A 26,243-nucleotide genomic window follows, 5' to 3' on the forward strand; every position below is an offset into this window, starting at 1 on the left:
AAAGGTTTGCTAATCCATCTATTTGGAAAAATTGCAGCAGCTTTTATTAGCTTAATTTTTTAACCCTTGATTCGCATAATATAATAATATTATTTATTTTTGTTAAAAGTATTAATCAAATCAAGAAGTTATGAAAAGTACAAAAATGGTGTTAGGAATAGCGGTAGTCGCTTTAGGATTTGCCTCCTGTAAAGATGAAAAAACAGAGCAAGCGGAGAAAATAGTGGATTCTTATGTGATGTATGTGGATTCATTAGGGAATGTTTCTTCCGAGAATGCTAAAGCAAACTGGCAAGGAATTGAAGCTACGTATCAATTAAAAAGTGGTAATGCAAAGGCAGCATTGGCAAATATGAAAGACAATGCGGAGGCGCAGAAATACCTTGATGAAGCAAATGCTAAATACGAGGCTTTGAAAGCAAAATACGAAGCCGAAATAGAGGCTCAAGATAAAGCCGCCGCTGCTGCAAACCCAAAACAACAAATGAGGAATGCTTTATTTGGTGAAGGGAAAGTGGGTGAGGATATGAGTTTTGTCTGGGTGGATAAAGACAATGTTCTTAGCGTGTACCAGCAATTTGTAGATGCAGTTGAAACGAATAAAGATAAGTATTCTCGTGAAGACTGGGACGAAATCAAATTGATGTATGAAGCATTGGACAGTAGAAAAAATACAGTTGAAAAAGAAGGACTTTCAGTGGATGATAACAGAAAAATTTCGGGTTTAAAATTAAAATTTGCACCAATTTATACGCTAAACAGAATGGGAGCAAAATCTGGAGAAATGAAAAAAGCTAAAGAATAAAAAGTAGTTATTCGATATTGAAAATGGCAGTCAGCAATGGCTGTCACTTTTTGTAGGTTCGAATCACAAAATGTTCTTTTGGTTGTTCTCTCCTAAAAAATACCAATCCCCACTGAAATGTGTCAATTGTTACCGTTACTTTGGGATGGTTTTTTATAATTTCCCAAGCTTGTTCCATTTCTGGCGACCAGTGGATGTCATCGAATATCCAAAGGGTTTCGTTCGTAATGGTAGGAAGTAATACTTCAAAATAGTCTAATGTTGCTTTCTTGGAGTGATTGCCGTCGAAGTAAATTAGGTTATGGGTTTTAGGCTTTAGGCTTTCGGTTTGTAAATAAGTACTGAACTCTGTTATTTCGGAACATATAGTATTGAAATTGAATTTTTTAAATTGCAATTGAGCTTGTCTAGCGGTTTCAGGACAACCTTCTAAAGTGATTATTTGGGCTTTTAAATTCCCTAAAGCTAGGGCAGAAGTCGCCAATCCCAATGAAGTTCCAATTTCTAAAATAGAGTCCGGTTGAAAATAATTGGTGATTCTAAAAAGTAATTCAGCTCGCTTGGGAGAAATCCCTGCTGTTTTGGCAATCTTGGCAATAACTCTGGAATTCGATTTAAACACTTTGGAACCCGCACCAAAATCAGTGACTTCAATGGTATTATTGTTTGCTAAAAGCGAGTTTCTATATTCTCTTAAAATCGTATATTCCGGTTTTGATTTTTTATCATAAAAGCATCTCGTCAATAAAGTAAACACAAATGGCGAATGCACCGCATGCTCATTTTTTGAGTGCCAAAGGAATTGTAAATACGATTTGATTTGAAACAGCATGGAACTTTTTTGTTACACAGAGATTCTCAAAGAGAAAACACGAAGATACACTGAGTTTTTCAATTTTGTGAATCTTTGCGGTTGCTTCGTGCATCTTGGTGAAAGAACATTGTGGGTGCGAAGATAGTAAGATAATAGTCGAAAGTCAAAATACAATTCTATCATCTTTGCGCTTCGACTTCCGACAGTATTGCTTCGAAACATTACGACTTTAAAAAGGCTATATTTGCAGCCTTGGAATTTACACAAGAATAATATCCATTTTTTTTACGATGATGATTGAACAAATAGAACATAAAACTACGATAAGCTCTGAAGAAATTGACCGCTGCATCGCTATTTTAGCACAATTGAATACGGATACGGATCAAATATTTGATATTCCAAAAGAGCAACGCACCGCTTTAATCAAAGCGGCAGGTATGTTTTCCAGACCCGATCGTGACGAGCTTTCCCGGAGAAAAAAAGACGGTAAAGTGGCTGCTAAACGCAAAATGGAAAAACGAGACCGAACCGCCCGTAAGGTAACCGGAATCCGCCATGCGCGTGAAGCAAGTGTTTTTATGGCGCCAAAACTTTTGGCTTACAATGATCTTGTGAACAAAGAACAATTGGAACTGGAAACTCCACGAAACTGTTACGTGTGTAAAACGGAGTTTACTAAAATGCACCATTTTTACGATACAATGTGTACCGATTGTGGCGATTTTAATTATGCCAAACGTTTTCAAACCGCAGATGTAAATGGGCAAGTTGCCGTTATCACAGGTTCTCGTCTAAAAATTGGATATCACATTACGTTGATGTTGTTGCGTGGTGGAGCAACCGTTATTGCAACAACTCGCTTTCCGGTGGATTCCGCATTGCGTTTTTCTAAGGAAGACGATTTCATGGATTGGGGACATCGTTTGAAAATTCACGGATTGGATTTGCGACACATCCCAAGTGTAGAGATTTTCTGCAATTTTATAGAGCAAAAATACGATCGTTTGGATATTCTGATTAATAATGCAGCGCAAACGGTGAGGCGTCCTGCGGGATTTTATACGCATCTAATGGAAAATGAGGAGCGTTCCATTGCTTCTTTGCCGCAACAGGCACAGGAATTATTACTGGATCATACGAATTGTCTGGATGAATTAAAAGTGTTGACGGCAGGGGCTTCCTCCAATCAGAATATGCCGGTGACTTGGCACGGACCAGAACCTGGAATTGGGTTGCGGGCTTCCGCTAAATTGTCTCAAATTCCGTATTCGTTTGATAATGCTTTGGTGGCAAATGAAGTTTTCCCGGAAGGGGAACTTGATGCCGATTTACAGCAAGTCGATTTAAGAAAAACCAACAGCTGGCGTTTACGTTTGGGACAAATAGAAACCACAGAAATGATCGAAGTGCAACTGGTAAATTCCGTGGCGCCTTTTGTATTATGTAACCGCCTTTCGGAAGTGATGAAGAAAGAGAGCACTGGGAAAAAGCACATCATTAATGTGTCGGCGATGGAAGGGAAGTTTTATCGCTTTTTCAAAGAAGACCGTCATCCACATACCAATATGGCCAAAGCTGCTTTGAATATGCTGACACATACTTCCTCAGGAACTTTAGCAAAAGACGGCATTTTTATGAATGCGGTTGATACCGGCTGGGTAACCGACGAAGATCCTGCAGAATTAGCCAAAAGAAAACAGGAAGAAGAGGATTTTCAACCGCCATTGGATATTGTGGATGGAGCAGCACGAGTGATGGATCCGTTGTTTGACGGTATTAATACAGGAAAACATTGGTGCGGGAAGTTTTTGAAAGATTACAATCCGATTCCTTGGTAGAAATCCCCCTAACCCCCGAAGGGGGAATTAAAAAAGGATATAGAATAAAACAACCACAGTAGAATTGGATTTTGCTGTGGTTGTTTTGTGACTACTATTGTGAGCGCAAAGTCAGAGACATTTGCGCAGCATAATCAAGAACTATTGTATGCTTTGAAGAGCGGGGCTGCTAAAAAAATAAGGAAAAAATCTGAAATTATATTTAAACCAGACTTTTTTTCAGGGTAATAAAATACTTAGAGCCTGTTTATATGAGCTAGGAAGGGAACTTTTGATTTTTATTAAAACTTTCGGATAGCTGTGAAAATAAAACTACAAAGCATCAAATGGACTTTTTATTAATTCTAATATTTCTTACTAATTTGTAATCACTGTTTTTCCTAAAAAACACAACCCCAACATTTCTAGCGTTACCGCTAAAAATATTGGGGTTGTGTTTTGATAATTAGTCAGTTTTGTCATTGCGAGGCACGAAGCAATCACATAACGAGAGCAAAAAATGGGATTGCTTCGTGCCTTGCAATGACTCTAGCCTTCTATCTTCGCGCTCAGTTCAAACCAGCGTTCCTCTTTCTCTTCAATTTTATTGATGAGGTTTTTTTTTAATTAGTTGAATCTAGTTTTTAAAAAGATTTGATACAGAAACATTGTGATGAGGTATTATTCTTTAACTTTAAAACGCTTTAATTCTGCTACTGGTTCAATAGCATGGTATCCTTTCCATATTTTAGGATCGTATGATTTTAAGGATACAATGTTGAATTCATTTTCAACAACTTTAGTAACATCAGTATCTGTTACAAGGGAATGTGATAGATTTAAAAATTCAGTTTTAGTCGTAGAGTTTCCTTCATATTTTATGTCTAATGATAGAATGTCTTTGTCTTCTTTGGTGATTTCAATAAATTTCAAAGGTCGGTTTATATAAAAATAATTCCCATTTTCTTCAGAGGCATAATGCAAGTAATAATTCTTGTTTTCAGATTTTTTGCGAAACATTAAAATTCCTTTGTTGTTATTTTGGGCTACTTTAATGCCTAAAAGCCATTTTAAATTAACATTGTGTAGATTTTCTCCTTCATCAAGTTGGTATTCAGCTCTAAGAACTGCATAATCCGACTCATTAATGTAGAGTTTACCGGTAAATTTTGCACTACCTTTTTTTGGTAAAAATGAAAGTACAAATGCATAATCGTTATCCTCAGTAAAAGTAGTTCCTTCAAATTTGTAAGTGTACAGTTCTGGATTATTTATAAAATCATGCTCAGAAGATTTACCTAAATTATTGTTCTTGATGAATTGTATTAAATTGTATTTGGTAGTTGTTAAAAGCGTACTTTGATCTGCTGTTTTAGATTTTGTTTTCTTTTTGTTGAAATCTTTTCTTAAAGAAATAGTATCTCGAGAACCGATGAGTCCACTTTTAATGCGGTAATACTTTGTAGAATCTAAGTGCTTTAACATTGTTTTTATACCAATTTCTTTCAACTCTTCTGATGAGGTTGTACTTCCTTCATTTTTGAGAACAGTTGCTTTAAGAACGTTAATTTTATGCGATTCAAATGACTTATTATCTTTTTTAATAGTATGAGTAAATAAATTACACAACATGTCTGTATACTCTTTTGGGGGTGATTTAATTAAGGCATTGGTGAAATTTTGAACATCACTATTGACTTGCTTAAGCGCTTGTTTTGAAAAACCTGTCGACTGATTTATATCAACTACAACTTCTTTAGGATATGTCGCCGTTGATTTTCTCACAAATAACATGTCTTTAATAGGATTATCGGTATTTCTATAATTTATAGAAAGATTAGCCTTTACCGTAGCCATGATAACATAAGGATTTGGTTTTTCACCATTTACTTGTACATCATTTAATTCAAAAATAGTAGGAGTGAGTGCTATGATATAATCTAGTTTTGATAATTGACTCACCTTAACTTCAAGATTTTTATATCCAAGATACGTAATGATTAGTGTATTTTCGTGTTGAATTGCAGTTTCAGATAGGTTAAAAAAACCTTCGGCATTTGAAATCAAATGCTCTTTTTTATCAATATTGATGGTGGCGTAGGGAATAGGTTCTTTAGTAGTTGCATCAATTATTTTTACTGAAATATTTTGTGACCAAGAATATTGAAAAAACAAAATAGTACTCAACAAGAGCAGGTATGGTATGAATTTAGATTTTTTTTTGATGGATGTGTTTGTAGATTTTACGTTCATTTGAGTTGATTTACAGTTTGATGATTGAAATTGATAGTCAAATGTATATGTTATTTCAATACTCAAGTTATGTAATTGTGCTAATTTTCTGTTAATATACTCATGCGAAAAACCCCACCACAAGCTACTATTATGTAATTTGTGATGGGGTTTTTACAAAAATTGAATACAATTATAAGTTTTTTATCCTTCCATTTTGGCACTTAATTCAAACCAACGCTCTTCTTTGAGTTCCATCTTTTGGATGAGGTTTTGCAATTCATTTCCTTTTTTCTCGATGTCAGCATCAGTAATTTTTCCGTCCGAAAATAATTGCTCAATAGCTATTTTCTGAAGCTCTAAGTCCTTGATTTCTTTCTCTGTTTTCTGGAATTCTTTTTGCTCGTTGAACGTTAGGTTACCGGTTGGATTGTTTTGTTTCCAGTCTTTCTTTTCGGCTTTGTTTTCTTCTTTTTGAGCCACATCAGTGCTGTCTTCGTAGGCTCTGAAATCAGAATAGTTGCCAGGGAAATTTTCCACGACACCATCACCTCTAAAAATGAATAAGTGATCCACAATTTTATCCATGAAATACCTGTCATGAGAAACCACTAAAAGACAACCCGGAAAATCCAAAAGGAAACTTTCCAAAACATTCAGCGTCACAATATCTAAATCATTCGTAGGCTCATCCAGAATCAAGAAGTTCGGATTCTGAATCAAAACTGTACACAAGTACAAACGTTTCAATTCGCCACCGCTTAATCGGTCCACAAAATCATATTGTTTTTTAGCATCAAACAAGAAACGCTCTAACAACTGCGAAGCTGAAATCAATTTCCCTTTCATCAATGGAATGAATTCTCCGTATTCCTTAATTACATCAATCACACGTTGACCCGGTTTTGGGTTTATTCCGCTTTGCGTGTAGTAACCCACTTTTATCGTTTCGCCAATCACCACTTTACCGCTATCAAGCGAAACGTTTCCGGTCAATAAATTCAAGAAAGTAGATTTACCAGTTCCGTTTTTCCCAATGATTCCAATGCGTTCGCCACGTTGAAAATCAAAACTGAAATTATCCATAATGACATGATCCTTGAATTTCTTGGAAATTTTGTGAAGCTCGATAATCTTGCTTCCCATACGTTCCATGTTAATTTCAAGCTCTACTTTGTTTTCACGGCGGCGGCTTTGTGCTTTTTCTTTGATGTCATAGAAGTCATCCTGACGGGATTTAGATTTGGTCGTTCTCGCTTTTGGCTGACGACGCATCCATTCCAGTTCTTTTACAAAAAGGTTTTGCGCTTTATCCACACTCGAATTTTCTGATGCAATGCGTTCCTCTTTTTTCTCTAAATAATACGAGTAATTTCCTTTGTATTGGTATAATTTTCCGTTATCCAGTTCGATGATTTCGTTACAAACACGCTCCAAGAAGAAACGGTCGTGCGTCACCATAAACAACGTAATATTTTCTTTAGTAAAATAGCTTTCCAGCCATTCAATCATCTCTAAATCCAAGTGGTTGGTAGGCTCATCCAGAATTAATAAATCGGGACGATTGATCAAAATAATAGCTAATGAAAGTCTTTTTTTCTGTCCACCAGAAAGATTTTTTACTTTCAGTTTGAAATCTTCCAACTTCAGTTTGAACAGGATTTGCTTGTATTGTGTTTCAAAGTCCCACGCATTGTGCTGATCCATTCCGTCAAAAGCTTTTTGGTAGGCTTCTTCGTCTTCCGGATTTTCTAATGCTTTTTCATACGCTTCAATCACTTTCAAAGTCTCATTATCCGATGCGAAAATGCTTTCTTCAATCGTCAATTCTTCCTGCAAATTGTTATTTTGCGAAAGGAAGGCCATTTTGATACCTTTTCTGAGTACAACTTGTCCGGTATCTGATTCTTCCAAACCGTTAATGATGCTCATGATAGTCGTTTTTCCAGAGCCATTTTTGGCAATGAAGGCGATTTTTTGGTCTTTACTAATTCCAAAAGAAATGTTTTCAAAAAGTGTTCTTTCTCCAAAAGATTTAGAGATATTTTCGACAGATAAGTAATTCATGGTGTAATAGTGCCTAAAACAGGGCTTTTATGGTTATTAAAATTAAGAGGTCTCTAATTAGGTCTCTAATTTTAAATAGGAGTTTAATATGGACGGTGCAAAGATACCTTTTTTGAATCAAACAAAAAAAGATAGCTTTACACTATCTTTTACGTTGAATTTTTAATAACTCACTGACCTTATACCTTTTTCTATTACTAAAGGGTCTGTATACTTTAATCTTTCCATCTGTTTCATATTTCCCGATTGTGGTTTGACTTCTTATTCCTAAAATCACCATTGCTTCTTTTGTATTTACATATTGTTCCATACTTTTATTTTTTAAATGCATTAAACTTTACTACCGTTATTTCTACAGGTTTAAATATTTCAGAATTATTTTAAACATAGTGGAAGGACTCTCTTCTTTATCATTAATCATTAACCTTCTTTTATTGATCGGACTAACGCATATGCAAACTTTACTGATCTAAAGTCATATATAGAAATAAATCGTGCTCCTTTGGTTTCTGTTTCGGGTTGGCACATACTTGATGTAGCCATACTCATTTAGTTCATGCATACATTTATGGTATGTTTTTGGGGAAGTAATCATTGCTATCTCCATAATTTCATAACTGTATACTTGAATTGGATTAATAAATCCTTTATCCGCTCTAAATTGAAGCAATGCGGCATAGATACCAATATGCGTGATGCTAATACGGTAATCTTTCTTTATTGCCTTAAAGAAATCGGATAAAGGTTTTAGTGTTTCCATTAAGTGCTAGTTTATTAATTTTAAGCAGACTTTGCTTATTGCCCTTTCTGCTACATGGAATTAGACTGGCTTTTCCTTCTTTTCTTAGCTTCTTTTGGCACATCAGGTCCATCATCGTCATTACTCTGATTTTGCTTTTTACCATCCTGTTTAACCGAAGCTTTTTTGACTTCGGACTGCTTTTCCTCTTTGGAATGACGGTTGTCAATTCGTTGCAAATTACCGTCATACACATTGAGTGTTTTAAATTGTGGACTGGCCTCAATATATTGTTTGACCTCATTGCCTTCTTTTAAGAAAGTAGCGGATTGCAGGTTTCCTTTTTTTATGCAATCCATCAGATCCTCTTTATACTTAGGATTTTCCAGTTCCTTGATTGGATATTTAGCCAATGTTGCCTCAAGATCATAACCATAATTCTGATGGTATTGGTTTAACTTAAAGTTTCCATTAGTATCGGCTTGTTTAAAATCCATCTGCACCCAAGCGTTGTATATTTCTCCTTCTTTATTGGTAAGGTCTTTGTTTACGGATCTTCCCTCCATAAGATTAAAAGCTTCTTTCATGGTAATGTTGCTGCCTTTATTGATATAAAAGGTTTGTTCCAGAGCTTCCTTAGAATTCTCCTTTTGCAATTCCACCTTGTAGGAATTAAAAAAATACATATCGCTTTGATCGGATTTTTTAAAATTCAAGGTAGCCATAGCAGTATTGTTGCCGTATTGTGCATTGTGGCTTAAGGTGAAATTTGGTTCCTCTTTTTGCAAATTTGCTTTTAATTCACTTTCCAGTCCTTCACCGAAACCGGTGTACTTAACCTGGTCTTTTAAGTATTCAAAATTTTTCTCGTTCATGACTTAATTTTTTAAATGATTGATAATTTATAGTTTAGGCAGGACGGTGACGTTTGCCAGTTTTTTGTTTTTCACATGCAGTTCCACATGTCTGCCACCATTTTTTTCCATTAGCTGTATGGCTAGGTGTTTTTTCTCCGGAATTGTGAATTTTGAAAGTGCAAATACAAATGTATTTTCCGCGACTCCTTCAATTTTAGCTACATCATTAAGAATGTAGATCGGTATAATTTCGATTTCCTGTGAAGCAGTTCGTTTCACTTTTTTAGTATCACGAATAAAAAAGCGTAGCTGGTCAACATCATAATTGATTCTAGAATTGTTCGTCACTTTTATCCTGTAATACATAACATTATCACGTATATAAATTCCGCTGAGTTGAAAATCAATATCATAGTTGCTTTCCTTTTCACCTCGTATCTTTTTTTTGTCATAAAAAGCCAATTTGGAATACTCTTGAACATCCTCTTCGTTTCCAGTTTCAGACGAAAAATAAATTTCCTGACTTTCCGGTTTGATTTTATTCACGGTGAGATTCAATTGTGGCGATTTCTCATCATAGTTTAGGACGAAAGAATATAATTTACCATCGGTAGTGACCACCGTAAGGTTGGTCTGAAAAAAACCTTTTTGGGCTGCCTTAATCATCAGCATGTTTTCAAGACCTTTCGCTTTCTGCACTAGTATATCCTGACTCCCTCTGTCGACACTTTTAATAGCATAAGGAAATACAATATTGGTCGTTTTTGAATAGGCTATTGTTAAAGAATCAGATTCAATTTTAGATAGACGGTTTTTGTCTGTTTGTTGAGCAAATGCACTGATGGTAATAAGTAGTAGATACCCTATCGTCAATAGATTAAAATTTTTCATAGTTAATAATTTTTAGTTTTTAATTGGAATCTTTTTGTTTCTGATTTTCATCACGAAGAAGTACCCTATAGCCGGCCTTTACAACCACTTTGACTAGTTTTACTTTTTTACTCAGCAGACTTTTAGCGGCCTCAATTCCAGCTCCCGCCGCTTGGGCTCCCCAAGAATCATCAAGGCTTGCAACACCCAAAGTTTGCATGGAGCGATCAGCAGATGCTTTTGCCACATCACGGTTGATGGCGCCTGGAATATAAATTCCATTGAGTCCATCCATATCATAAACTGATAAGTCAATAGGAAATAGGGAGTTCTTATATCTGAGACTACTTATGGTAATTGCAAGTCTTTCTCCTTTTAAGGAAGCTACTCCAAACAAGAAATTATCTTTTGGGATTTTTATTCCATTGATAAAAATATCATTTGTAAGTCTCAATTTAATTGTTGAACCATTTACAACAGTCTGGGTTTCATGGATGACAGCTTCCACGGCATTTTGTGTAAAGTCAGGACTTTCAGGTTCATCCAAGGAGTAGAATCCATTGTGTCCGGACTGTCCAGCAAAGGCAGTAGCATTTACCGGTGCACTTTGCAAAGAAGAAACAGCGTCTTCAGGCTTTCTCGTAGAGATGGCAAATACTTGTCCTTTTTGTTGTTCCGAGGCTTTTCTCAATTTTTCCTGCATCCTGTCAGGGTGTTGAATATCAATGATGCTTTCAAGCATTCCGCTGAGTTGCTGTAATTCGGGGTCTTGATCGGCGCTTTGTCCATTCATGGATTGCATCATTTGTTCCAGCCTGTCAACATCATTGGAATGTATCGAAGTCTCATTTGATTTTGCATATTTAGTATAATCCCGATTTTGTATTGGAGGAGCTGCAGGCGTATTTATCGCCTTCTGCAATGCTTCCAATTTTTGACGTACTTTTTCTTCTTTCGGGTCACGATACACCGATGTATTTAAACCAGTTCTATCTTTTTTAAAAGTATTGACACTATTTTCTTCAGTAGAATCTACCTGAAAAGATTGGCTCAAATAGTTTGGGTCTTTTTTGATGAGTTCATTAAACTTTATCGAGTCAAGGGTAGCCTGATCATAATAACTCATCTTATCCAATGGATGTCCTTCCTTCAGATTCGCGTCCGGTAGCTTTATATTGAAACCCTTTTTTTCTACTGCTTGTGAATTTGCAACCTCCATTTTTCCACCGTCCAATGCCCAAAACGTAACGGTTACAAAGGGGAGAACCAATAGCGGTAATACGACTAACAGCTTGCGCTGTCTTAACATTTTTAATGATTTTGTTTTTTGTTCCATGATATTAATTTTTAAATTGTGAGTGATAATACTGTTCTACGATGGCTATACTGTCCAGCAGTCCGGGACGGTAGTGCACAATACTGTCATGCAGTTTTTTCCCTGTGGGACTATGACCGAGGCTATCCATATACCTGTGAAAGCGAACAATTTTTTCAAATTCGGTTGTATTGATGGCAACATTTAGCTGGATGGATTTTTCTTTAAATGGTACCGCATTGGTTGGTCTGGTAATCGGAGTTATAGTTATGCTTTTAGTTTTATTTCCTGAAAAGCTATTCACAATCAGGTAAATGCTACAGCCGCCTGTAAACACTATAAAACTAAACAAGATAATAATCCAACTTTTGCGTGATACATGTGCTGTCTTACGCTCTAACCAGTTGGCGCACTTATATTGTAACCGTAGATTCGCTTCATCAAATCTTTGTAATAAACTGCTCCTGAAACTATCATACTCAGCAGGACAATTTTTATTGTTTTTTTTTAAAGTGAATTTCATAATCAGCAGTTTTATTATTTTCTGTTTTCGGTACTTAAATCACGATTCTCAATTGTGTTCCACCGTTCGATCAAAAAACCATGTGGATTGTTATCACTACGAGATACATTGCGAAGATTCCCTTCCGTTATCAGGCTACGATAAGCAATGCTGGTAGTTCTGGTAATATTTTGGATAGCGTAACACCGGAATTGATAGGGATAGGTATTAATATCAATTGTTACGCTGTCCACCTGTATGGTCTGGCTGATATTGCCTGATATGATACCAGCGTAATACCCATTTTCTTTTAAATCATCATATATCCGTTTGGCGCTGTCATCAGCAAGATAAAGTGCCTTGGTAACATTGGATTTAATGACTTTATCATCCGGATCAAGGGTAAAGAATAATTTATGAAAGGTCTTTACATGATCTCGTGCTTCAACGGGTATATTGTCTTTCCTGTCCGAGGCATAGGCTTCCAGCGCTTTTCCATTAGCCAGTATATAGACCTTATCCTGCATTTGCGATACTAAACTGAAACTCTTGTAAAGGGAGAAGCAGCAGATTATGATACAACCAGCTATCACTAACATGGTAAAACCACGAACATGTCGAAAGGCAGTGTCAATATTTTTCATTTTGCTAAACATGATATTTTCTTTTTAAGGATTATGAATTGCCCTTTAACTTATCTCCCATGTAGCTGTCCTTATTTTTGAAGTAAGGAGCCGAAACACCTGAACCAGACATACTTTGGGACATGCGTCCAGCGGCATTTCCCATCGCATCCACTACCATTCCTGCACCACCAGATGCGGTGTTAACCGCTGAATTTGTGGAGTTACTGAATATAGTAGTCACTTTTTGGCCTAAAGCCCCGCCACCGCCTGCATGAACAATGTAATTAGCAACTGAGGGTACAGTAAAATAGCCTACAATACCAATAATCATAAATACCAGATACGCAATATCCGTCCTGCTAAAGAAGGTATCCCCATAATCATTGGCCTGTGCTATGTCAATCTTTAGCATGTTCTCCTGAATCTTGCCAATGATACTGCCAAAAATATTAGCCACTGGAAGCCATAAGTAGATATTGATGTAGCGTGCCAGCCAGACGGTCAGCGTATGTTGGAATCCATCGAAGACCGATATACCGAAAACGAGCGGTCCTAAAACAGATAGTACTACTAGTTGAAAAGTTCGAAGCGTATCGATACAAAGTGAGGCGGCTTCAAAAAGTACGCGTAATACTTCGCTCATCCATTCTTTTACAGAATTGCGAAAATTATAAGATGCCTTGGACATGGCAAACTTGATGTCGCTCCCAATACTGGCAAATGCTCCTTCCCCTTGAGGATCGGCATCATCATGGGTGTATTTGTACCATTTATCACGATCACCGCTTCCATCTGCACCAACATACATCTGCCAAGGATCAGTAGTCTTGAGCGCATCTTCTTTTTGTCGAAGCAGTACTTCAATAGCTTTGTTCGATCCTTCAACCATAGCAGCAGTGGCTGTAACGGTAGGTTTCATAACCCCATTAATCATGTCCAGCACTGAAGGAAAAATCATAATACAGAACCCAATCACAAATGGACGAAACAGTGGGTAAAAGTCTATCGGTTCTGCGCTTGCTATATGCCTCCAAACCCTAGAGGCAATATACCAGATGGCCGCAAAGCCAGCGATTCCCTGTCCAACTCCTAGAAGGTTGCTACATAAAGGCATCATCTCGTCATACAAGAGTTCCAATACACCATGCAGACTATTCATGTCGTCTGCCAGCCCTTGTGCTTGACTCGTAAAAGGCAATATCACTCCTAGGACAGCAAAAAATGCCCCCTTATTTATCTTTATCATGTGAGTGGGTATTTAGTTATTTACTTTGTAAATGTTACGCATTGCATTCACATCATTGCGCTCTTTTGAACGCTGTATCACTAACACTGAAGTATTGTTGTTGAAGCTTCGCAGGAACAAAAGCTTATCCTGCATATCAGCATAAATTTTATCAATTGCTGCCAATCGTTCATCATCGGACATCCGGAGTTTATTGGCGGTAATAACCGACGTCAACTCATCAAGGTTTCTGAGGCTCTGCTTAAAAAGAGTATCGTACACCCTTTCGAGATAGGCAATCTCATCGGGATTGAAATTCCCACCGTTTTTGAAACGGTTAAATGCAGCCTTATATTCCTTTACCAAAAGCAGCTGATAGTTGATGATATCACCAATACGTCTGTAATTTCGAATCGTTGGACTTACCTGCATGAGTGCATCAAGGAATGTTTCATGAAGGCTAAAATTTCCCTGAGATATTTTTTTTACCGTATTATAACCGCCATTAAGAATTTCATAGCCCTTTTTCATATCCTTGAGAATCTGCCTGAATTGGGCTAGCTTTTCTAGGTTTAAAATCAATTGCTGCATTTCCTGTGCTTGGGCTGTTACCTTCGACGGTAACAATAAACCGATAATCACAATTCCTATAATTAGTATTTTTTTCATGGTAAATCAGTGTTAATGCCATGCAAGGCACGGCTGGTTTTTACCTCTTTAGTGTCGGTAGTCTTTGACAGGGACATCAATCTGGTTTGATTACTGAAACTCTCACAAAAAGTGTGGTTTTCCAGCATGTTCTGATAGATTGCATCGATTCGTTTCATTCGCTCATCGTCTTTCATTTCGAGCTGTCCGTCGGTTACAATTGTGATGAGTTCTTCTAAATTGTCGTCACAATTTTCAATTAGGCGATCGAATACCCGTTTGATATAATCCACTTCATCCCCGTGGAATAAATCATCTTGTTGGATTTGTCCGTAAATGATACCGTAACTTTTTATAATCTTTACCTGAAGGGCTATAATTTCAGCAACCCTTGCATACTTTTTTATTTTCGGATTAACTGTTTTGAGTGAATTGAAATAATCAGTGTGAAGATTAAATTCTCCACGTTTGAAATCTCCTATGGTATTGAGTCCTTTTTTAGCAACGGAATACCCTTTTTGAGCATAGCCTATGTAGATTTGAAGGGCGGCAATTTGTTTCAGGAGTGCTTCTCTTTGTTTTGCCTGTGCGTAACTATTTCCACTTAAGAATCCTGTAAAGAGCAGGAATAAAACTATTTTTCTCATGATTTTAAGGTTTTAAGAATGGAATTCCATAAAATTTCTTAACAGCATCCACGTCATTTTTTGTTTTCGCTCTTTGCAAGCTTAAGAGTATATTTTGCCTATTGAACAACATAAGATCATCGAAGTTGGCATCAATATGATTCGCTGCGGCATTGATGATTTCAAGTCTTTTGGCATCGCTCATCTGTGTGCTAAATGAATCAAGGATTAAAAAGATCTGATCAATGTTTTTCATGCTTTCATTCAATATGCCTGAGTATACTTTTTGCATATAGACCAATTCGTCCACATTAAAATGATTGTCTTGCTGAAATAGGCTCCAAGCCCTTTCGTACTCATGCACAAGACGTACCTGCTTTTGGGTGATGTCCCTGATGCGCTGGTAATAGGTAATGATGGATTTGACCTTCATCAGTTCATCATAGTAATTTTTGTATAAGTCTTTTTGCTTCTGGGTCCAATTTGATATCTCATCTAGTTTTAGTTTAGAGAGCATATTTTCTAATTTCTTTTGGGCATTCTGCAACCATATCGTTTTGTTTTGCAGCCTTTGGATCCGCAGATCAATTGCTAATATGACTTTTATTACTACCTCTTTAATCAATCCAATTATTGGAAAAGCCGCAACGGTTGCTGCCGGTCTTGCAGGAGTGCTTAGGAGTAGCAGGCACAGCAGGCAAAACATCATTTTTTTCTTTGCTTTCATAATTCTGTATTTTAGTGTGCGTTTCTTATTTATTCTGCGATGTTCAACTTTCATCATCAAGCCTGGGTCCGCAAATCATTAGCCAGTGCCGCTATCCCTTTTTTGATGTCGCCATCAAATTTTTTAGTGTAAGCTTGTACTTTTACTTTTTCAGTTTCTTCGGTGGTGTAGGCGAGGTACTCTTCAAGGGATACTTCGGTACGATATACTTTCGATAGCATTCCTCCCAAGGAGATAAATACTTCCTTGTATTTTTTTTCCGGGTCATTGGCTTTGTTTACCGAAAGCACCAGTGCTTTTTCCTTTTCTGTAAGTCCCAGTAGTTCCTGAATTTGCTCAAATTTATTTTGGTACTTACTCTGATCGAGCAATATTTTGCAATCACTGTTATTAATAATAGCTTGCTTTACCACCGGAGAGGAAATAATATCCTCCACTTCCTGTGTAACAACTATTGCCTCACCAAAGAATTTTCGCACCGTCTTGAATAGATATTTAATGTATTCTGCCATCCCTTCTTTGGCAATGGCTTTCCAAGCTTCTTCAATAAGAATCATTTTACGGACACCTTTAAGCTTTCGCATCTTACTGATAAAGACCTCCATAATAATGATAGTCACGACTGGAAAAAGTATCGGATGATCTTTAATGTTATCCAACTCAAAAACGATAAATCGTTCTTTCAACAATTCGAGATTTTCGGTAGCATTGAGTAGATAATCAAATTCACCTCCCTGATAATATGGACGAAGTACATAAAGGAAATTGTTTACATCAAAATCCTTTTCCTTAACCTTATCACCTTCTAATATTTTTACAAAATCACCTTTCAGAAAATCGTAAAAAGTATTGAAACAGGGAAACAAATCGGGATTGGCATCTAGTTTTTCATAATAGAGTTGTAACGCATTGGATAATGCCACATATTCACTTCTATTGAATGTTTCATTGTCTTTTTTCCATAAAGCCAGTAGCAAAGTTTTGATACTTTCTTTTTTCTCTGTATCCAAGGTGTCTCCCTCGCTGATATAGAATGGGTTGAATCGTATTGGATTTTTTTCATCATAAGTGAAATAATAACCACCCACCATATCGCACAATCCTTTGTAGCTGTGGCCGACGTCAACAAGAACTATATGTGTTCCCTGCTCATAGTAGCTCCTGACCATGTGATTGGTAAAAAAGGATTTTCCGCTACCAGAAGGCCCCAGAATAAATTTGTTTCGATTGGTACAAATCCCCATCTTAATTGGTTCATCACTAATATCCACATGAACTGGTTTTCCCGTCAAACGGTCTCCTAATCGGATTCCAATTGGACTAAGGGAAGAACGATAACCCGTTTCTAAATTCAGAAAGCAGGTGGCTTGTTCTGCAAACGTATCAAAGGTGTCATTCATTGGAAAGTCTGCCGAGTTTCCAGGAATACCCGCCCAAAAAATTTGTGCAGCGCCCACGGTTTCCTGTTTAGCGGCCGCATCCATCTGCGCCAGTGCAGAAGAAACTTTGTTCTTCAGGTCTTTCAGTTCCTCTTTATCGTCAGTCCATACCAATACATTGAAATGTGCCTTGACAGGTAACCGTTGCTGGCTAATAGCCTCATTGAGAAAATCATTAGTAGCATCACGCGCAATGAGATTCTCTCTACTGTAAGCCGATAAAGACTGTAACCGCAATCTTTTGCTTTCCAGTTTCTGCAACGTTTTTTGGAAATCTTCTATAAAAATATACTGGTTGTAAATGTGGTTGCAGGAAAGCAATTGACCTAGTGTTGAGGCAAAACCGATACTAAACTTGGTCTTATCCGTGGAATATCGGTCATAATTAATTCTGGAACCGCAAAGGGCAGGCAAGTCCGCTGCATCACCCAGTGTATAAATTTGGCAATGTTTGTCGCCAACCTGTAACCCGTCATTGAAAGCGATATCTTTAAAAACAAACGAATTTTCCTTTTCAGAAAGAAAGCAGTACCGTTCTATAATCCCAATCTTTCTGCTGTGGCTTCGGAGTTCATCATTTCCAAGGCGTGTCAATTTTACGAAACCACTGTCTTCTAAGATTCGTGCAAATTGTCCGGTACTGTCAATAAATTCCTGACGCAGTTGTGCCTTTAGTGTTTCTTCTGGAACTATTGAATTCCTTAGTAAATTAGAGAATAAGGAACTGGATGTTTTTCTGCCGGACGGTTTTTTGGTCAGGAAAATGTAGCACGAATGATCCAGAAAAGGACGCTCGTTAAAAAAACGCTCACTGCTACGGGTTAGGAAACTATTGTCCTCATTGGTAAAGTCCGCTTGATACTTACTGTCGATAAACCAATCCTGTTTATGGAACACGCTAAACTTGGGTAGCAACTTTATTGCTTTGAGCCATGTCTGATGGAATGCTTCATACTCCTGATCCGACAAGGTAAATATCTCAGGCAACTCTGCCTTGAATACTACTGTCACGTCACCCTGTTTGGACAGGATGCAGTCATGCTCCACATCCATAATCGGTAAAATATCATCTATCATCTTTTCCATCATCCTCTTTATTTACCTGTTAGTAATTTTGTCCAAATGCTATTTTTGCATTTTGAAAACTTTTCTGCTTTGAACTCTGATTGCTTTTGGAACCTGCCTTTTAGCCAAGGCTTTCATCATCCCATGTTCGCCGTATTTCTGGCTCATCTTGTATGTTTTTAAAACCCATAATACTCCTGAAACGCCAATAATCCCTACACAGACTATTGAGGGTAAACCTGCAATGTACATTGTAGCAAACAGAATCATAAGAACAATGACACCTCCACCCAAATACCAGATGTATTGTGCCTTTAACCCTTTAAATTCAATACTTTGGTTAATTCCTTTGTTGATTTGATATACACTATTTGACATGGTTGTTATGAGTTTAAATACCAAAGAAGGATTTAATTACTGTGGCAACTACTACCAGAAAAACACAACTGCCAAACCATGCCGCAGCAACTTTTCCGGTATCAGGATCACCCGCATTCCATTTTTGATATACCTTGACTGCACCTATTAATCCCAATATGGCACCAACAGCATACATTAGTTCGGTCCCTGCATCAAAGTAGCTTCGCACCAGTTGATTGGCCTCATTAATTCCTGCAACGCCGTCTTGGGCATAGGCATGATAACTAACGCTTAGCACTACCAAAGCGATAATGGCAACACCCATTTTTTGTTTAATGAATTTTCTAAAATTCCAGAGACACTTTTTCATAACACATTATTTTAAATTCAAATAATTAGATAAAAAAGCGGAGGTTTTACCACTGTCTCAATACCTCTTTCCTGTCACCTAAAACCATACCGCATGAGACGGACAGGGGTATTTCCTCCGCAATCTTGTATTAGCTTTTTTCATCCCATAAGGCTTCCACCTCCTGCTGACTCAAAAGTATAACTCCCTGTTTTTCGCATTCAGAAACAATTAATTCATCGACAGAGGAGCGGTAAGGAGAATCCTTTAACAATGGATATGCTATGAGAGCTAATCGCATATAATCCTGGAATTCCTGTTTAATCAGCTTTCTTTGAGCCGCATCGGTAATCACATTTTTTAATTGTTTCACTAGTCCATCTACTTCATGGAAGATAGTATCCGATGCAACAGATTCCGATGTATTAATTTCAAAATCCAGATAATTTAATTCGGATTGAGGTTCTTGGTAATTTGTGTTTCCTAATCTGCAGAATTGAAGTTTCCGCTTTCCTGTCACGATTTCTTTGATGTCATCAAAATAAAATCGCAATCCAACAAATAAATACCAACTTGCCAATAGCAGGACAACTACAACTATATAATTGCCCCATGAAATGTTTGTAAACATACTTTCTTCATTTTATCGTTTTACATTAGTTCTTTGCAATCCGTTTAATGGAAAGTTTTCCAAATCCGGATGTTCATCATTACAGCGCAAAGAAACGATAGACAACAAATCGTCACAAGTCCAACTTTTTGTTGTATCCCAAGCTGGATCTCTTGGACCCTCAGTAAAATCGACACGTAGCAAAGAGTTTTTTTAAAAAAAAAGAGCAAAATAAAATTTTTAGAACTTCAGTTAAACAACTAAAATTCTAATTTTACTTCTTCAAACAAGTTTGAATTTGGAAGAAAACCAAGAAATTGTGCATCAATTTAGGAGACGTTAATACGACTGTATTTTTTTTATTATGTGCTGTAATGCTTCAATAGCCAGTTCCTTGTCTCGCTCTTCAGCTACATACGATTTGCTGCGCATGGAATCGTAAGAAAGTATATTCTTGTGTGGTGTCGACAAATAGGGAACTATTGTTTTGAAGACGTGATTCATGGATTTCGAGATGAGAATTTTTAACTCATTCGAAGCACGTAGGATAAGTGCGGTCTGATCGGTTGATAATCTGCATAAAATTTTATCCTCGGTTCTATTGACCAAAGTACTTTTATATGGTTTTTTGCTCAGACTTTGCAATGGAGTAAGGGAAAGATGCTGTTGTTTTTCAAGATAAATGATTTCTTGTTCGAACCAATCGCCTAAAACTTTTTTCAAATTTTGGTGATGTGGATTTAATATTACGTCCTCTTTGATTTGACTCTGATTGAATTCTTTAAAATAAAACAACAAGTTCTCGATCTTTTCAATGGGAGTTTCATAAGTACTGATCTTGTCTGTTATAGACTGTATATAAAAACCGATGAAGGTTCGGCTATTAAAGTTCATATAAATCAAAAGGGCTTCTAATGTAGAAGAGGTGTTTTCTTCTTTCTTTAGTATTTTCAAAGATTCTAATTCTTTTATCAATTGCTTTCTGTACATCATTTGCCGGAAAGTGACCTCTCTATTCTTCTTTGAATTGGCGAAAGAATACAGATTTGCAAAAACAATATCTACAACCTTTTCATCATGGGCATTAGAAATCGAACTGTTTTTTAGTTTGTCTAACTTTAGTTTTATTTTCTTTTTTGAAATGGCAAGGTAGGTAGCAGGCATTCTGGAATCCAGACTTAAAAAGTTGGCGAATCTCGATTCAATGAATGTGAGTAGTTCGTCCAGACATGAAAGCAAAGTGTCTGCAACCTCTTTTAAGTCATCTGTTTCAAGATTAATAGCATCAAGATTTGCTATTAAATTATCCAAAAGGATAATTAAGGCGGAATGATAATTACCAACAAGTACCTTAATTTGCTTTTCTTTATTTAGGGAGAAAACCTGAATTGTAATTTGTGACTGGATCAATTGTGTTTCTTGGGTAGCTTTTTCAATAATCGTTTTTGACTGAACTAACGTAATTTGATCAACATCATTTTTTCTCGGATTAAGAGTCGACGTTACCATCGAATCCAGCCACTCTAAAAGATAGGTTTGAGTCATGTTTTTTACTTTTACTTAGTAAATATTTCTCTCGATCATAGATCGACAGTACTCTAAATCAATGCTTATAGAACATTTATAACCCGATCAAAACATGTATTGCATAGTATTCAATGAAAATTTAATCTTAAACGATATTCAGAAGGGGATAGGGAAGTATGTCTTTTAAAAAAAGTACTAAAAAAAGAAGAATTGCTGAATTGCAATTCTTCTGTAATATATAAAATGGTTAAATGGTTGTTTTGAAGCAAAATTTTTGCCTCCAGTACAATGGCCTGCTCAATAAATTGCTTCGCAGTTTTTTCGGTAACTTGTTTGACAGTTTTGCTAAGATGGTCTGTCGTGACCAATAAAGTATCCGCATAGAATTTTACACTATGTTGTTTTCTGCAATTCATTTCTAAAATCGTAATAAATTGCATGACCAGTTTTTCCTTTTTCGTGTGTTTTACGGATATATGCCAAGAAGATCTGTGATACATTTCTGCTAATTCATACAGTAACAGATTAAAACTAAAAAGGATTGTCTCATTTTTAAAAATATGGATGCTGGAACGCAGCATTTTACTATTAAGTAATTTAAACAGATCAATTAGTAATACCACATCTTTGTTCTTGAGAAAGATTTTGGAAGATAATTTGGTAATAAAAAATTCAAAATATCCAATATGAGGTCTCCTAATACTATTCTCAAAAGCAAACTCTGGCGTGAATGATAGCAGGCAAATTCGCAATTGGTCGCTCATAATCAAAATTTCACATGAACTTCGCATTGGAACCATTAACAGCTCATTTTCAAAGACAGTAACTTTTCTATTATTTATCCGTAGAGATAAAGAACCAGAATTTACGATCAGTATAGAAAAACGATCCAGCATAAGTAGCTCACTAAAAGCTATTTTAGATGTAAAGCTTTCGAAAATGTAGACTTGCAAACCTAAATGGCGATATTTTGAATTTTTACTTACCAAAACAATACTCTTTTATAGAATTATAATTGCAATCAGTTAAATAAACTTTACTTTGGTTTAAGTGGCTTGAGCGTTTACTTAGGTAGTAACCCGGCCATCAATGAGACGGAAATAAAAAGTAGATTTGACATACCACTCACAAAAAGTAAGTAGGCCAGATTCCGCGGGTTATCACTTTTTATCTCGCCATTTATGAGGTAGCCAATTATTTCATCATATGATAATAGGTCTATGATGAAATAAAGGCAAACTATATTGAAGAGAATCAAAAACACGGTAAACGTGTATGCTATTTCCTTTTCAAAGGGATAGATGTAATGCATCATTAGTACGGTACAAGATTATTTATCATAATTCCTGTTACAAGTGACCTCGTTATCGCAATAGATGAATTATTAATAGCACCACTAAGTCCTCCAACACGGTTGCCGACAGAGGAGTCCCAATCCTCATCTTTGCGCCCCTTGGAGTAGTAGAGTGAATACCTGACTATAGATGAAGTGGTGAGGATAATTCTCTTATCCTCGTTATTAAATTGAGGATTAGTCATCACAGATGATTCATATGAAATTATAGATTGATAAATGGCTCCATATTCATCGTTTTTCCATAAAACCACATCATTCATAAAACTGGAAAGACTGCCTTTTGCTACATTTGTCATTGTAGAATTTGCAATAGCTTCTTCTAATTTAGCGTGAGGATTATCTACGATTTCTTGTATTACATCAAGATTATTGGGCAGATTTGTTCCTACGGTTAAAAGTACTAGATCGTTATTCTCAGCTGCGATGGCTTCGACTTGTTGGCTGATTTGTGCTATTGTATTATACTGATAATTACCGGTCAAATAAACGTCAAGGATGTCATTATGTAACTTACCTGCAAGGTCATAAATGTTTGCTGGGTTTTCTGGGGTCAAGTTTTGCACCAAACGTACTGATTTTTCTGATTTCTTGCTGCTAACCTTGCCATTAATACTTTCAGTATTATCAATGGATTCAGTGGTACAAGAGACGATTAGCAATGATAAAATCACTAATCCTAATGAAATGTTTTTCATGATTGAAATGTGTTAAATGTGTCCGACTACTTTTGTAGTCAGTTCATTTCACCCGGGTAAGCAGAACTTTAATTTAGCACGATGCTTAATGTTTTTGCTTTTGAATTCGAGACAAATCTAGAAGTCGAATTTCAACCACGCAACACCTTGTGTATGGATTTTCATAATTTATGGTATGGATTTTATGAAAATCCATACCCTGTTTTTTGTAAAAAAAAGCACTCATTATTAATTGTTTATGTTATATTTGAGGTAATTTCTAATAAAATATTCTATGACTCTTTAATAAGCCAATTACTTGGCTCCAAAAAAGGTTTTTCCGAAGAAATAGTCTCTCATTTTAATTTGACCTATGATTAAAAAGTATCTTTTTTTACTCTCTCTTTGCTGGGGAGATCAAATTTGCGCGCAGGAAATCCATTTTAAAATTCCTGATACGATTCGAAATAAGGATTATGATTATCTCTTTGAACGGATAAAGGAATCAGAAAATGACCAGGTTAAACAGTCGCTTTACCTGCAATCCTTTTTATCGAAAGCTAAATCAGAAAAAAATTCGGAGGAGATCGTAAATGGCTATAAAAATTATCTCCGTCGCTCACCAGAAAATTTAAAACTGGTGTATGCTGACAGTATGATCTATACAGCGAAGAAGTCGAGGGACAACGCTTTGATAGGCTCAGCCTATCTATCAAAGGGAATCGTATACTATGCTCAGAAAAAACATAATTTTGCTTTAGATAATTATCTTATCGCAAATAATTTTATTTCCAAGACCAATAACAAATATTTAATCTACAAGGTAAAATACAATATTGCGAATATAAAATACTATCTCGGATTTTATGACGAGGCGATTTCTTTATTTGGGGAATGCATCAGTTATTTTAAAGAAAACAATGATAGGGCTTATTTAAATTCACTTCATTCTCTTGGTTTGTGCTATAACCGTATTGGCAATTACGGATTGTGTACGGAAACAAATGATAAGGGCATTGTAGAAGGGGGAAGATTGGCTAATGATGAAATGAAAAACTACTTCATTCACTCGGAAGGTATTAATCAGTATTTTCGAGGCAATTATGACGTAGCTATTAAAAAAATAACCTATTCGCTACCAGCCATACGTAAAAAGAAGGATTTCGCAAATGAAGCTGTTGGGTATTTCTATATTGGAAAAAGCTATTGGGATCTTAAGAAACCCCAAATGGCGGTACCGTATTTCAAAAAAGTAGATACGATTTTTGACAATAAAGGCTACATTCGTCCTGATCTTCGTGAAAACTATGAATTATTGATCAGCTTTTTTAAATCAAAAAACAATCTGAATCTCCAACTTTACTATATTGAAAAACTACTTAAAGCAGACAGTATTTTACACTATAAATACCAATATCTGTCTAGTAAAATTCACAAAGAATACGACACAAAAGAATTGTTGACACAGAAGAAAAAAATAGAAGAGATATTCAATAAGAGAAAGTATAACGATTTCATTTTTACAAGTGTAATAGTCTTTTTATTTTTATCTGTATTGTTTCTTATCTATAGACATATTAGAAACAAGAGAGTCTATAGACAAAGATTTGATGATTTGATGAAAAAAAGTGAAGCTGTCACTAAAGTTGAATCCAAAAATATAGCTAATGGAATAGAAGACATAAATCAAGATACGGTAGCAGCGATCTTAAAGCAATTGGAGAAATTTGAAAAGGATAAAAAATTTCTGGAAAAAGATTTGACGCTGGCAAAGCTTGCCGTAGCCTTTGATTCAAACACAAGGTATATTTCAAAAATAATATCCCATTACCGAGATAAAAAATTTGTAGATTATCTCAATGACCTAAAAGTAGATTATTTGATTATCTTATTGAAAGAAGATAAGATGTTGAGAAATTATACAAATAAAGCACTAGCAGAAGAAGTTGGGTTTAGCAGTACACAACGTTTTGCTACTGCTTTTTTTTCAAGAGCCAAGATGCCAACATCATACTTTATCGAGGAACTTTTAAAAGAGCAATAAATTGTAATCATAGGGCTTACCCTGTAATTTTTTTCGATTTTATATTCGTCATTACGAAACGATTATTGTGATGATTGTTGCTATTATAGCAAGAATAGTCCCTGTTATTATTCCCCATTTTTGCCAATTAAATGATTTTTTTACCATTTCATCATTACCGTTGGTTTTAATCGTATTCTTTTTACCAATGGAAATTTGACCGCTAGTATTAGTGATGTTACCAGTTTTTATTTTATCTCCCATAAATATTTTGTTTTTTACTTTCGTAGTACTAGTTTGTATTTGTTTTTTTGGATTATCACTAAAAAAAGTTTTTGTAGGAATAGAAAACTTTACATTTCCTTTTCTGTTTTCTTTTAAACCGTTTACAGCCTCTTCCATACTATTAACTTTAATGGTTTTTGTTTCAAAGCTGTCAAATTCATTTTCATTAGTGTTGTTGAAAAAATCAAAAAGTTCTTTAAAAGTCTCATCTAAACTTTGAAAAACAAATGATAAGCAAAGAAAATCAGTATTTGTTTCTGCTCTAAAGCTCAAATACTTTTGTTTATACTGTATTACTTGTAGAATATCTTCTGATGTGAAACTTCTTTTAAAATCAAAAATTGCAGAAATATTATTATTCCAAATACTTGAATAAGCTTCATCACCAGACCAAATTCCTAATTCTTTAAGTTTGATTGTGATAGGAGTATATATATTAGATAAAATAGATGAAAATTTTTCTTCTATTTCATTTTGAATTTTGTCGTATTGTTGTTTGCTAATATAGTTTTCATTAGGATTTAACTCGTTTCTCTGATTATCTAGATTTTTTAATTCATTGCAAAGTGGAATATACTCTTCAATATATACTCTTTTATTTTTTTCTAAATAACTTATGAAGTTAAACAACGCTTGTATTTTTTCCGGTATCATATCTTTAAAGCCATTTTTTGATTGAGA

26 protein-coding genes are annotated in these 26,243 nt (G+C 35.8%); 3 read left to right on the plus strand and 23 right to left on the minus strand.

The window, feature by feature from the left end:
- Positions 1-130 precede the first annotated feature (130 nt).
- Positions 131-805 carry a DUF6565 domain-containing protein gene (locus EKL97_RS13535; protein ID WP_126561931.1) on the plus strand — a complete coding sequence of 225 codons (675 nt, stop codon included), beginning with the start codon at positions 131-133 and terminating at the stop codon, positions 803-805.
- 43 nt (positions 806-848) lie between these two features.
- Here EKL97_RS13535 and EKL97_RS13540 read toward each other — a convergent pair whose 3' ends face one another.
- Positions 849-1,637 (minus strand): O-methyltransferase, encoded by a 789-nt coding sequence (locus EKL97_RS13540; RefSeq protein ID WP_126569056.1) that lies wholly within the window; start codon positions 1,635-1,637, stop codon positions 849-851.
- 272 nt (positions 1,638-1,909) lie between these two features.
- Here EKL97_RS13540 and EKL97_RS13545 point away from each other — a divergent pair, with 272 nt between their 5' ends.
- Positions 1,910-3,460 (plus strand): SDR family NAD(P)-dependent oxidoreductase, encoded by a 1,551-nt coding sequence (locus EKL97_RS13545; RefSeq protein ID WP_126569057.1) that lies wholly within the window; start codon positions 1,910-1,912, stop codon positions 3,458-3,460.
- 660 nt (positions 3,461-4,120) lie between these two features.
- Here the strand turns inward: EKL97_RS13545 and EKL97_RS13550 are convergent.
- From EKL97_RS13550 to EKL97_RS13640, 21 genes are all read right to left on the minus strand, one after another.
- Entirely contained in the window at positions 4,121-5,692 is a 1,572-nt protein-coding gene (locus tag EKL97_RS13550) for a carboxypeptidase-like regulatory domain-containing protein (RefSeq protein WP_126569058.1), read from the minus strand.
- Positions 5,693-5,875: 183 nt separating this feature from the next.
- Positions 5,876-7,738 carry an ABC-F family ATP-binding cassette domain-containing protein gene (locus tag EKL97_RS13555; protein ID WP_126569059.1) on the minus strand — a complete coding sequence of 621 codons (1,863 nt, stop codon included), beginning with the start codon at positions 7,736-7,738 and terminating at the stop codon, positions 5,876-5,878.
- A 142-nt stretch (positions 7,739-7,880) separates the two neighbouring features.
- Positions 7,881-8,048 (minus strand): hypothetical protein, encoded by a 168-nt coding sequence (locus EKL97_RS15610; RefSeq protein ID WP_158614935.1) that lies wholly within the window; start codon positions 8,046-8,048, stop codon positions 7,881-7,883.
- 165 nt (positions 8,049-8,213) lie between these two features.
- Entirely contained in the window at positions 8,214-8,498 is a 285-nt protein-coding gene (locus tag EKL97_RS13560) for a hypothetical protein (protein WP_126569060.1), read from the minus strand.
- A 50-nt stretch (positions 8,499-8,548) separates the two neighbouring features.
- The gene (locus EKL97_RS13565) at positions 8,549-9,352 is read right to left on the minus strand and encodes a hypothetical protein (protein WP_126569061.1); all 804 of its coding nucleotides are present in this window, start codon (positions 9,350-9,352) and stop codon (positions 8,549-8,551) included.
- Positions 9,353-9,379: 27 nt separating this feature from the next.
- The gene (gene traN / locus EKL97_RS13570; protein ID WP_126569062.1) at positions 9,380-10,225 is read right to left on the minus strand and encodes a conjugative transposon protein TraN; all 846 of its coding nucleotides are present in this window, start codon (positions 10,223-10,225) and stop codon (positions 9,380-9,382) included.
- Between the two features lie 19 nt (positions 10,226-10,244).
- Positions 10,245-11,540 (minus strand): conjugative transposon protein TraM, encoded by a 1,296-nt coding sequence (traM, locus tag EKL97_RS13575; protein ID WP_126569063.1) that lies wholly within the window; start codon positions 11,538-11,540, stop codon positions 10,245-10,247.
- A gap of 4 nt (positions 11,541-11,544) precedes the next feature.
- Complete coding sequence (locus EKL97_RS13580; RefSeq protein ID WP_126569064.1) at positions 11,545-12,042, minus strand: hypothetical protein; 498 nt, start codon at positions 12,040-12,042, stop codon at positions 11,545-11,547.
- A 14-nt stretch (positions 12,043-12,056) separates the two neighbouring features.
- The gene (gene traK / locus EKL97_RS13585; RefSeq protein ID WP_126569065.1) at positions 12,057-12,677 is read right to left on the minus strand and encodes a conjugative transposon protein TraK; all 621 of its coding nucleotides are present in this window, start codon (positions 12,675-12,677) and stop codon (positions 12,057-12,059) included.
- A 19-nt stretch (positions 12,678-12,696) separates the two neighbouring features.
- Positions 12,697-13,893, minus strand: coding sequence for a conjugative transposon protein TraJ (gene traJ, locus EKL97_RS13590; protein WP_126569066.1), 1,197 nt, complete (start codon positions 13,891-13,893; stop codon positions 12,697-12,699).
- Between the two features lie 12 nt (positions 13,894-13,905).
- Entirely contained in the window at positions 13,906-14,541 is a 636-nt protein-coding gene (locus tag EKL97_RS13595; RefSeq protein ID WP_126569067.1) for a TerB family tellurite resistance protein, read from the minus strand.
- Positions 14,538-15,167 (minus strand): hypothetical protein, encoded by a 630-nt coding sequence (locus tag EKL97_RS13600; protein ID WP_126569068.1) that lies wholly within the window; start codon positions 15,165-15,167, stop codon positions 14,538-14,540. Before EKL97_RS13600 ends, EKL97_RS13595 begins: the two co-directional genes overlap by 4 nt.
- Positions 15,168-15,171: 4 nt before the next feature.
- A complete protein-coding gene (locus EKL97_RS13605) occupies positions 15,172-15,873 on the minus strand; it encodes a conjugal transfer protein TraI (protein ID WP_126569069.1) in 702 nt (233 codons plus the stop codon).
- Positions 15,874-15,929: 56 nt separating this feature from the next.
- Positions 15,930-18,398 (minus strand): TraG family conjugative transposon ATPase, encoded by a 2,469-nt coding sequence (locus tag EKL97_RS13610; RefSeq protein ID WP_126569070.1) that lies wholly within the window; start codon positions 18,396-18,398, stop codon positions 15,930-15,932.
- Between the two features lie 39 nt (positions 18,399-18,437).
- Positions 18,438-18,755 (minus strand): DUF4133 domain-containing protein, encoded by a 318-nt coding sequence (locus tag EKL97_RS13615; protein WP_126569071.1) that lies wholly within the window; start codon positions 18,753-18,755, stop codon positions 18,438-18,440.
- A 13-nt stretch (positions 18,756-18,768) separates the two neighbouring features.
- Entirely contained in the window at positions 18,769-19,062 is a 294-nt protein-coding gene (locus EKL97_RS13620) for a DUF4134 domain-containing protein (RefSeq protein ID WP_233588595.1), read from the minus strand.
- 175 nt (positions 19,063-19,237) lie between these two features.
- Entirely contained in the window at positions 19,238-19,717 is a 480-nt protein-coding gene (locus EKL97_RS13625; protein WP_126569073.1) for a hypothetical protein, read from the minus strand.
- Positions 19,718-19,729: 12 nt separating this feature from the next.
- Entirely contained in the window at positions 19,730-19,900 is a 171-nt protein-coding gene (locus EKL97_RS15615) for a hypothetical protein (protein ID WP_158614936.1), read from the minus strand.
- 135 nt (positions 19,901-20,035) lie between these two features.
- Positions 20,036-21,241, minus strand: a complete 1,206-nt coding sequence (locus tag EKL97_RS13630) for a hypothetical protein (protein WP_126569074.1) — start codon at positions 21,239-21,241, stop codon at positions 20,036-20,038.
- A 110-nt stretch (positions 21,242-21,351) separates the two neighbouring features.
- Positions 21,352-22,023, minus strand: a complete 672-nt coding sequence (locus tag EKL97_RS13635) for a helix-turn-helix domain-containing protein (protein WP_158614937.1) — start codon at positions 22,021-22,023, stop codon at positions 21,352-21,354.
- 514 nt (positions 22,024-22,537) lie between these two features.
- Positions 22,538-23,275, minus strand: a complete 738-nt coding sequence (locus tag EKL97_RS13640; protein WP_126569076.1) for a hypothetical protein — start codon at positions 23,273-23,275, stop codon at positions 22,538-22,540.
- 352 nt (positions 23,276-23,627) lie between these two features.
- Between EKL97_RS13640 and EKL97_RS13645 the strand changes: the two genes are divergently transcribed.
- Entirely contained in the window at positions 23,628-25,298 is a 1,671-nt protein-coding gene (locus tag EKL97_RS13645; protein WP_126569077.1) for an AraC family transcriptional regulator, read from the plus strand.
- A gap of 51 nt (positions 25,299-25,349) precedes the next feature.
- On the opposite strand, the gene EKL97_RS13650 is transcribed toward EKL97_RS13645, so the two are convergent.
- Positions 25,350-26,216: a hypothetical protein gene (locus EKL97_RS13650; RefSeq protein ID WP_126569078.1), complete on the minus strand. Its 867-nt coding sequence runs from the start codon at positions 26,214-26,216 to the stop codon at positions 25,350-25,352.
- Between the last annotated feature and the right edge of the window lie 27 nt (positions 26,217-26,243).

The organism is Flavobacterium sp. LS1P28, from assembly GCF_003970335.1.
Lineage (GTDB): Bacteria > Bacteroidota > Bacteroidia > Flavobacteriales > Flavobacteriaceae > Flavobacterium.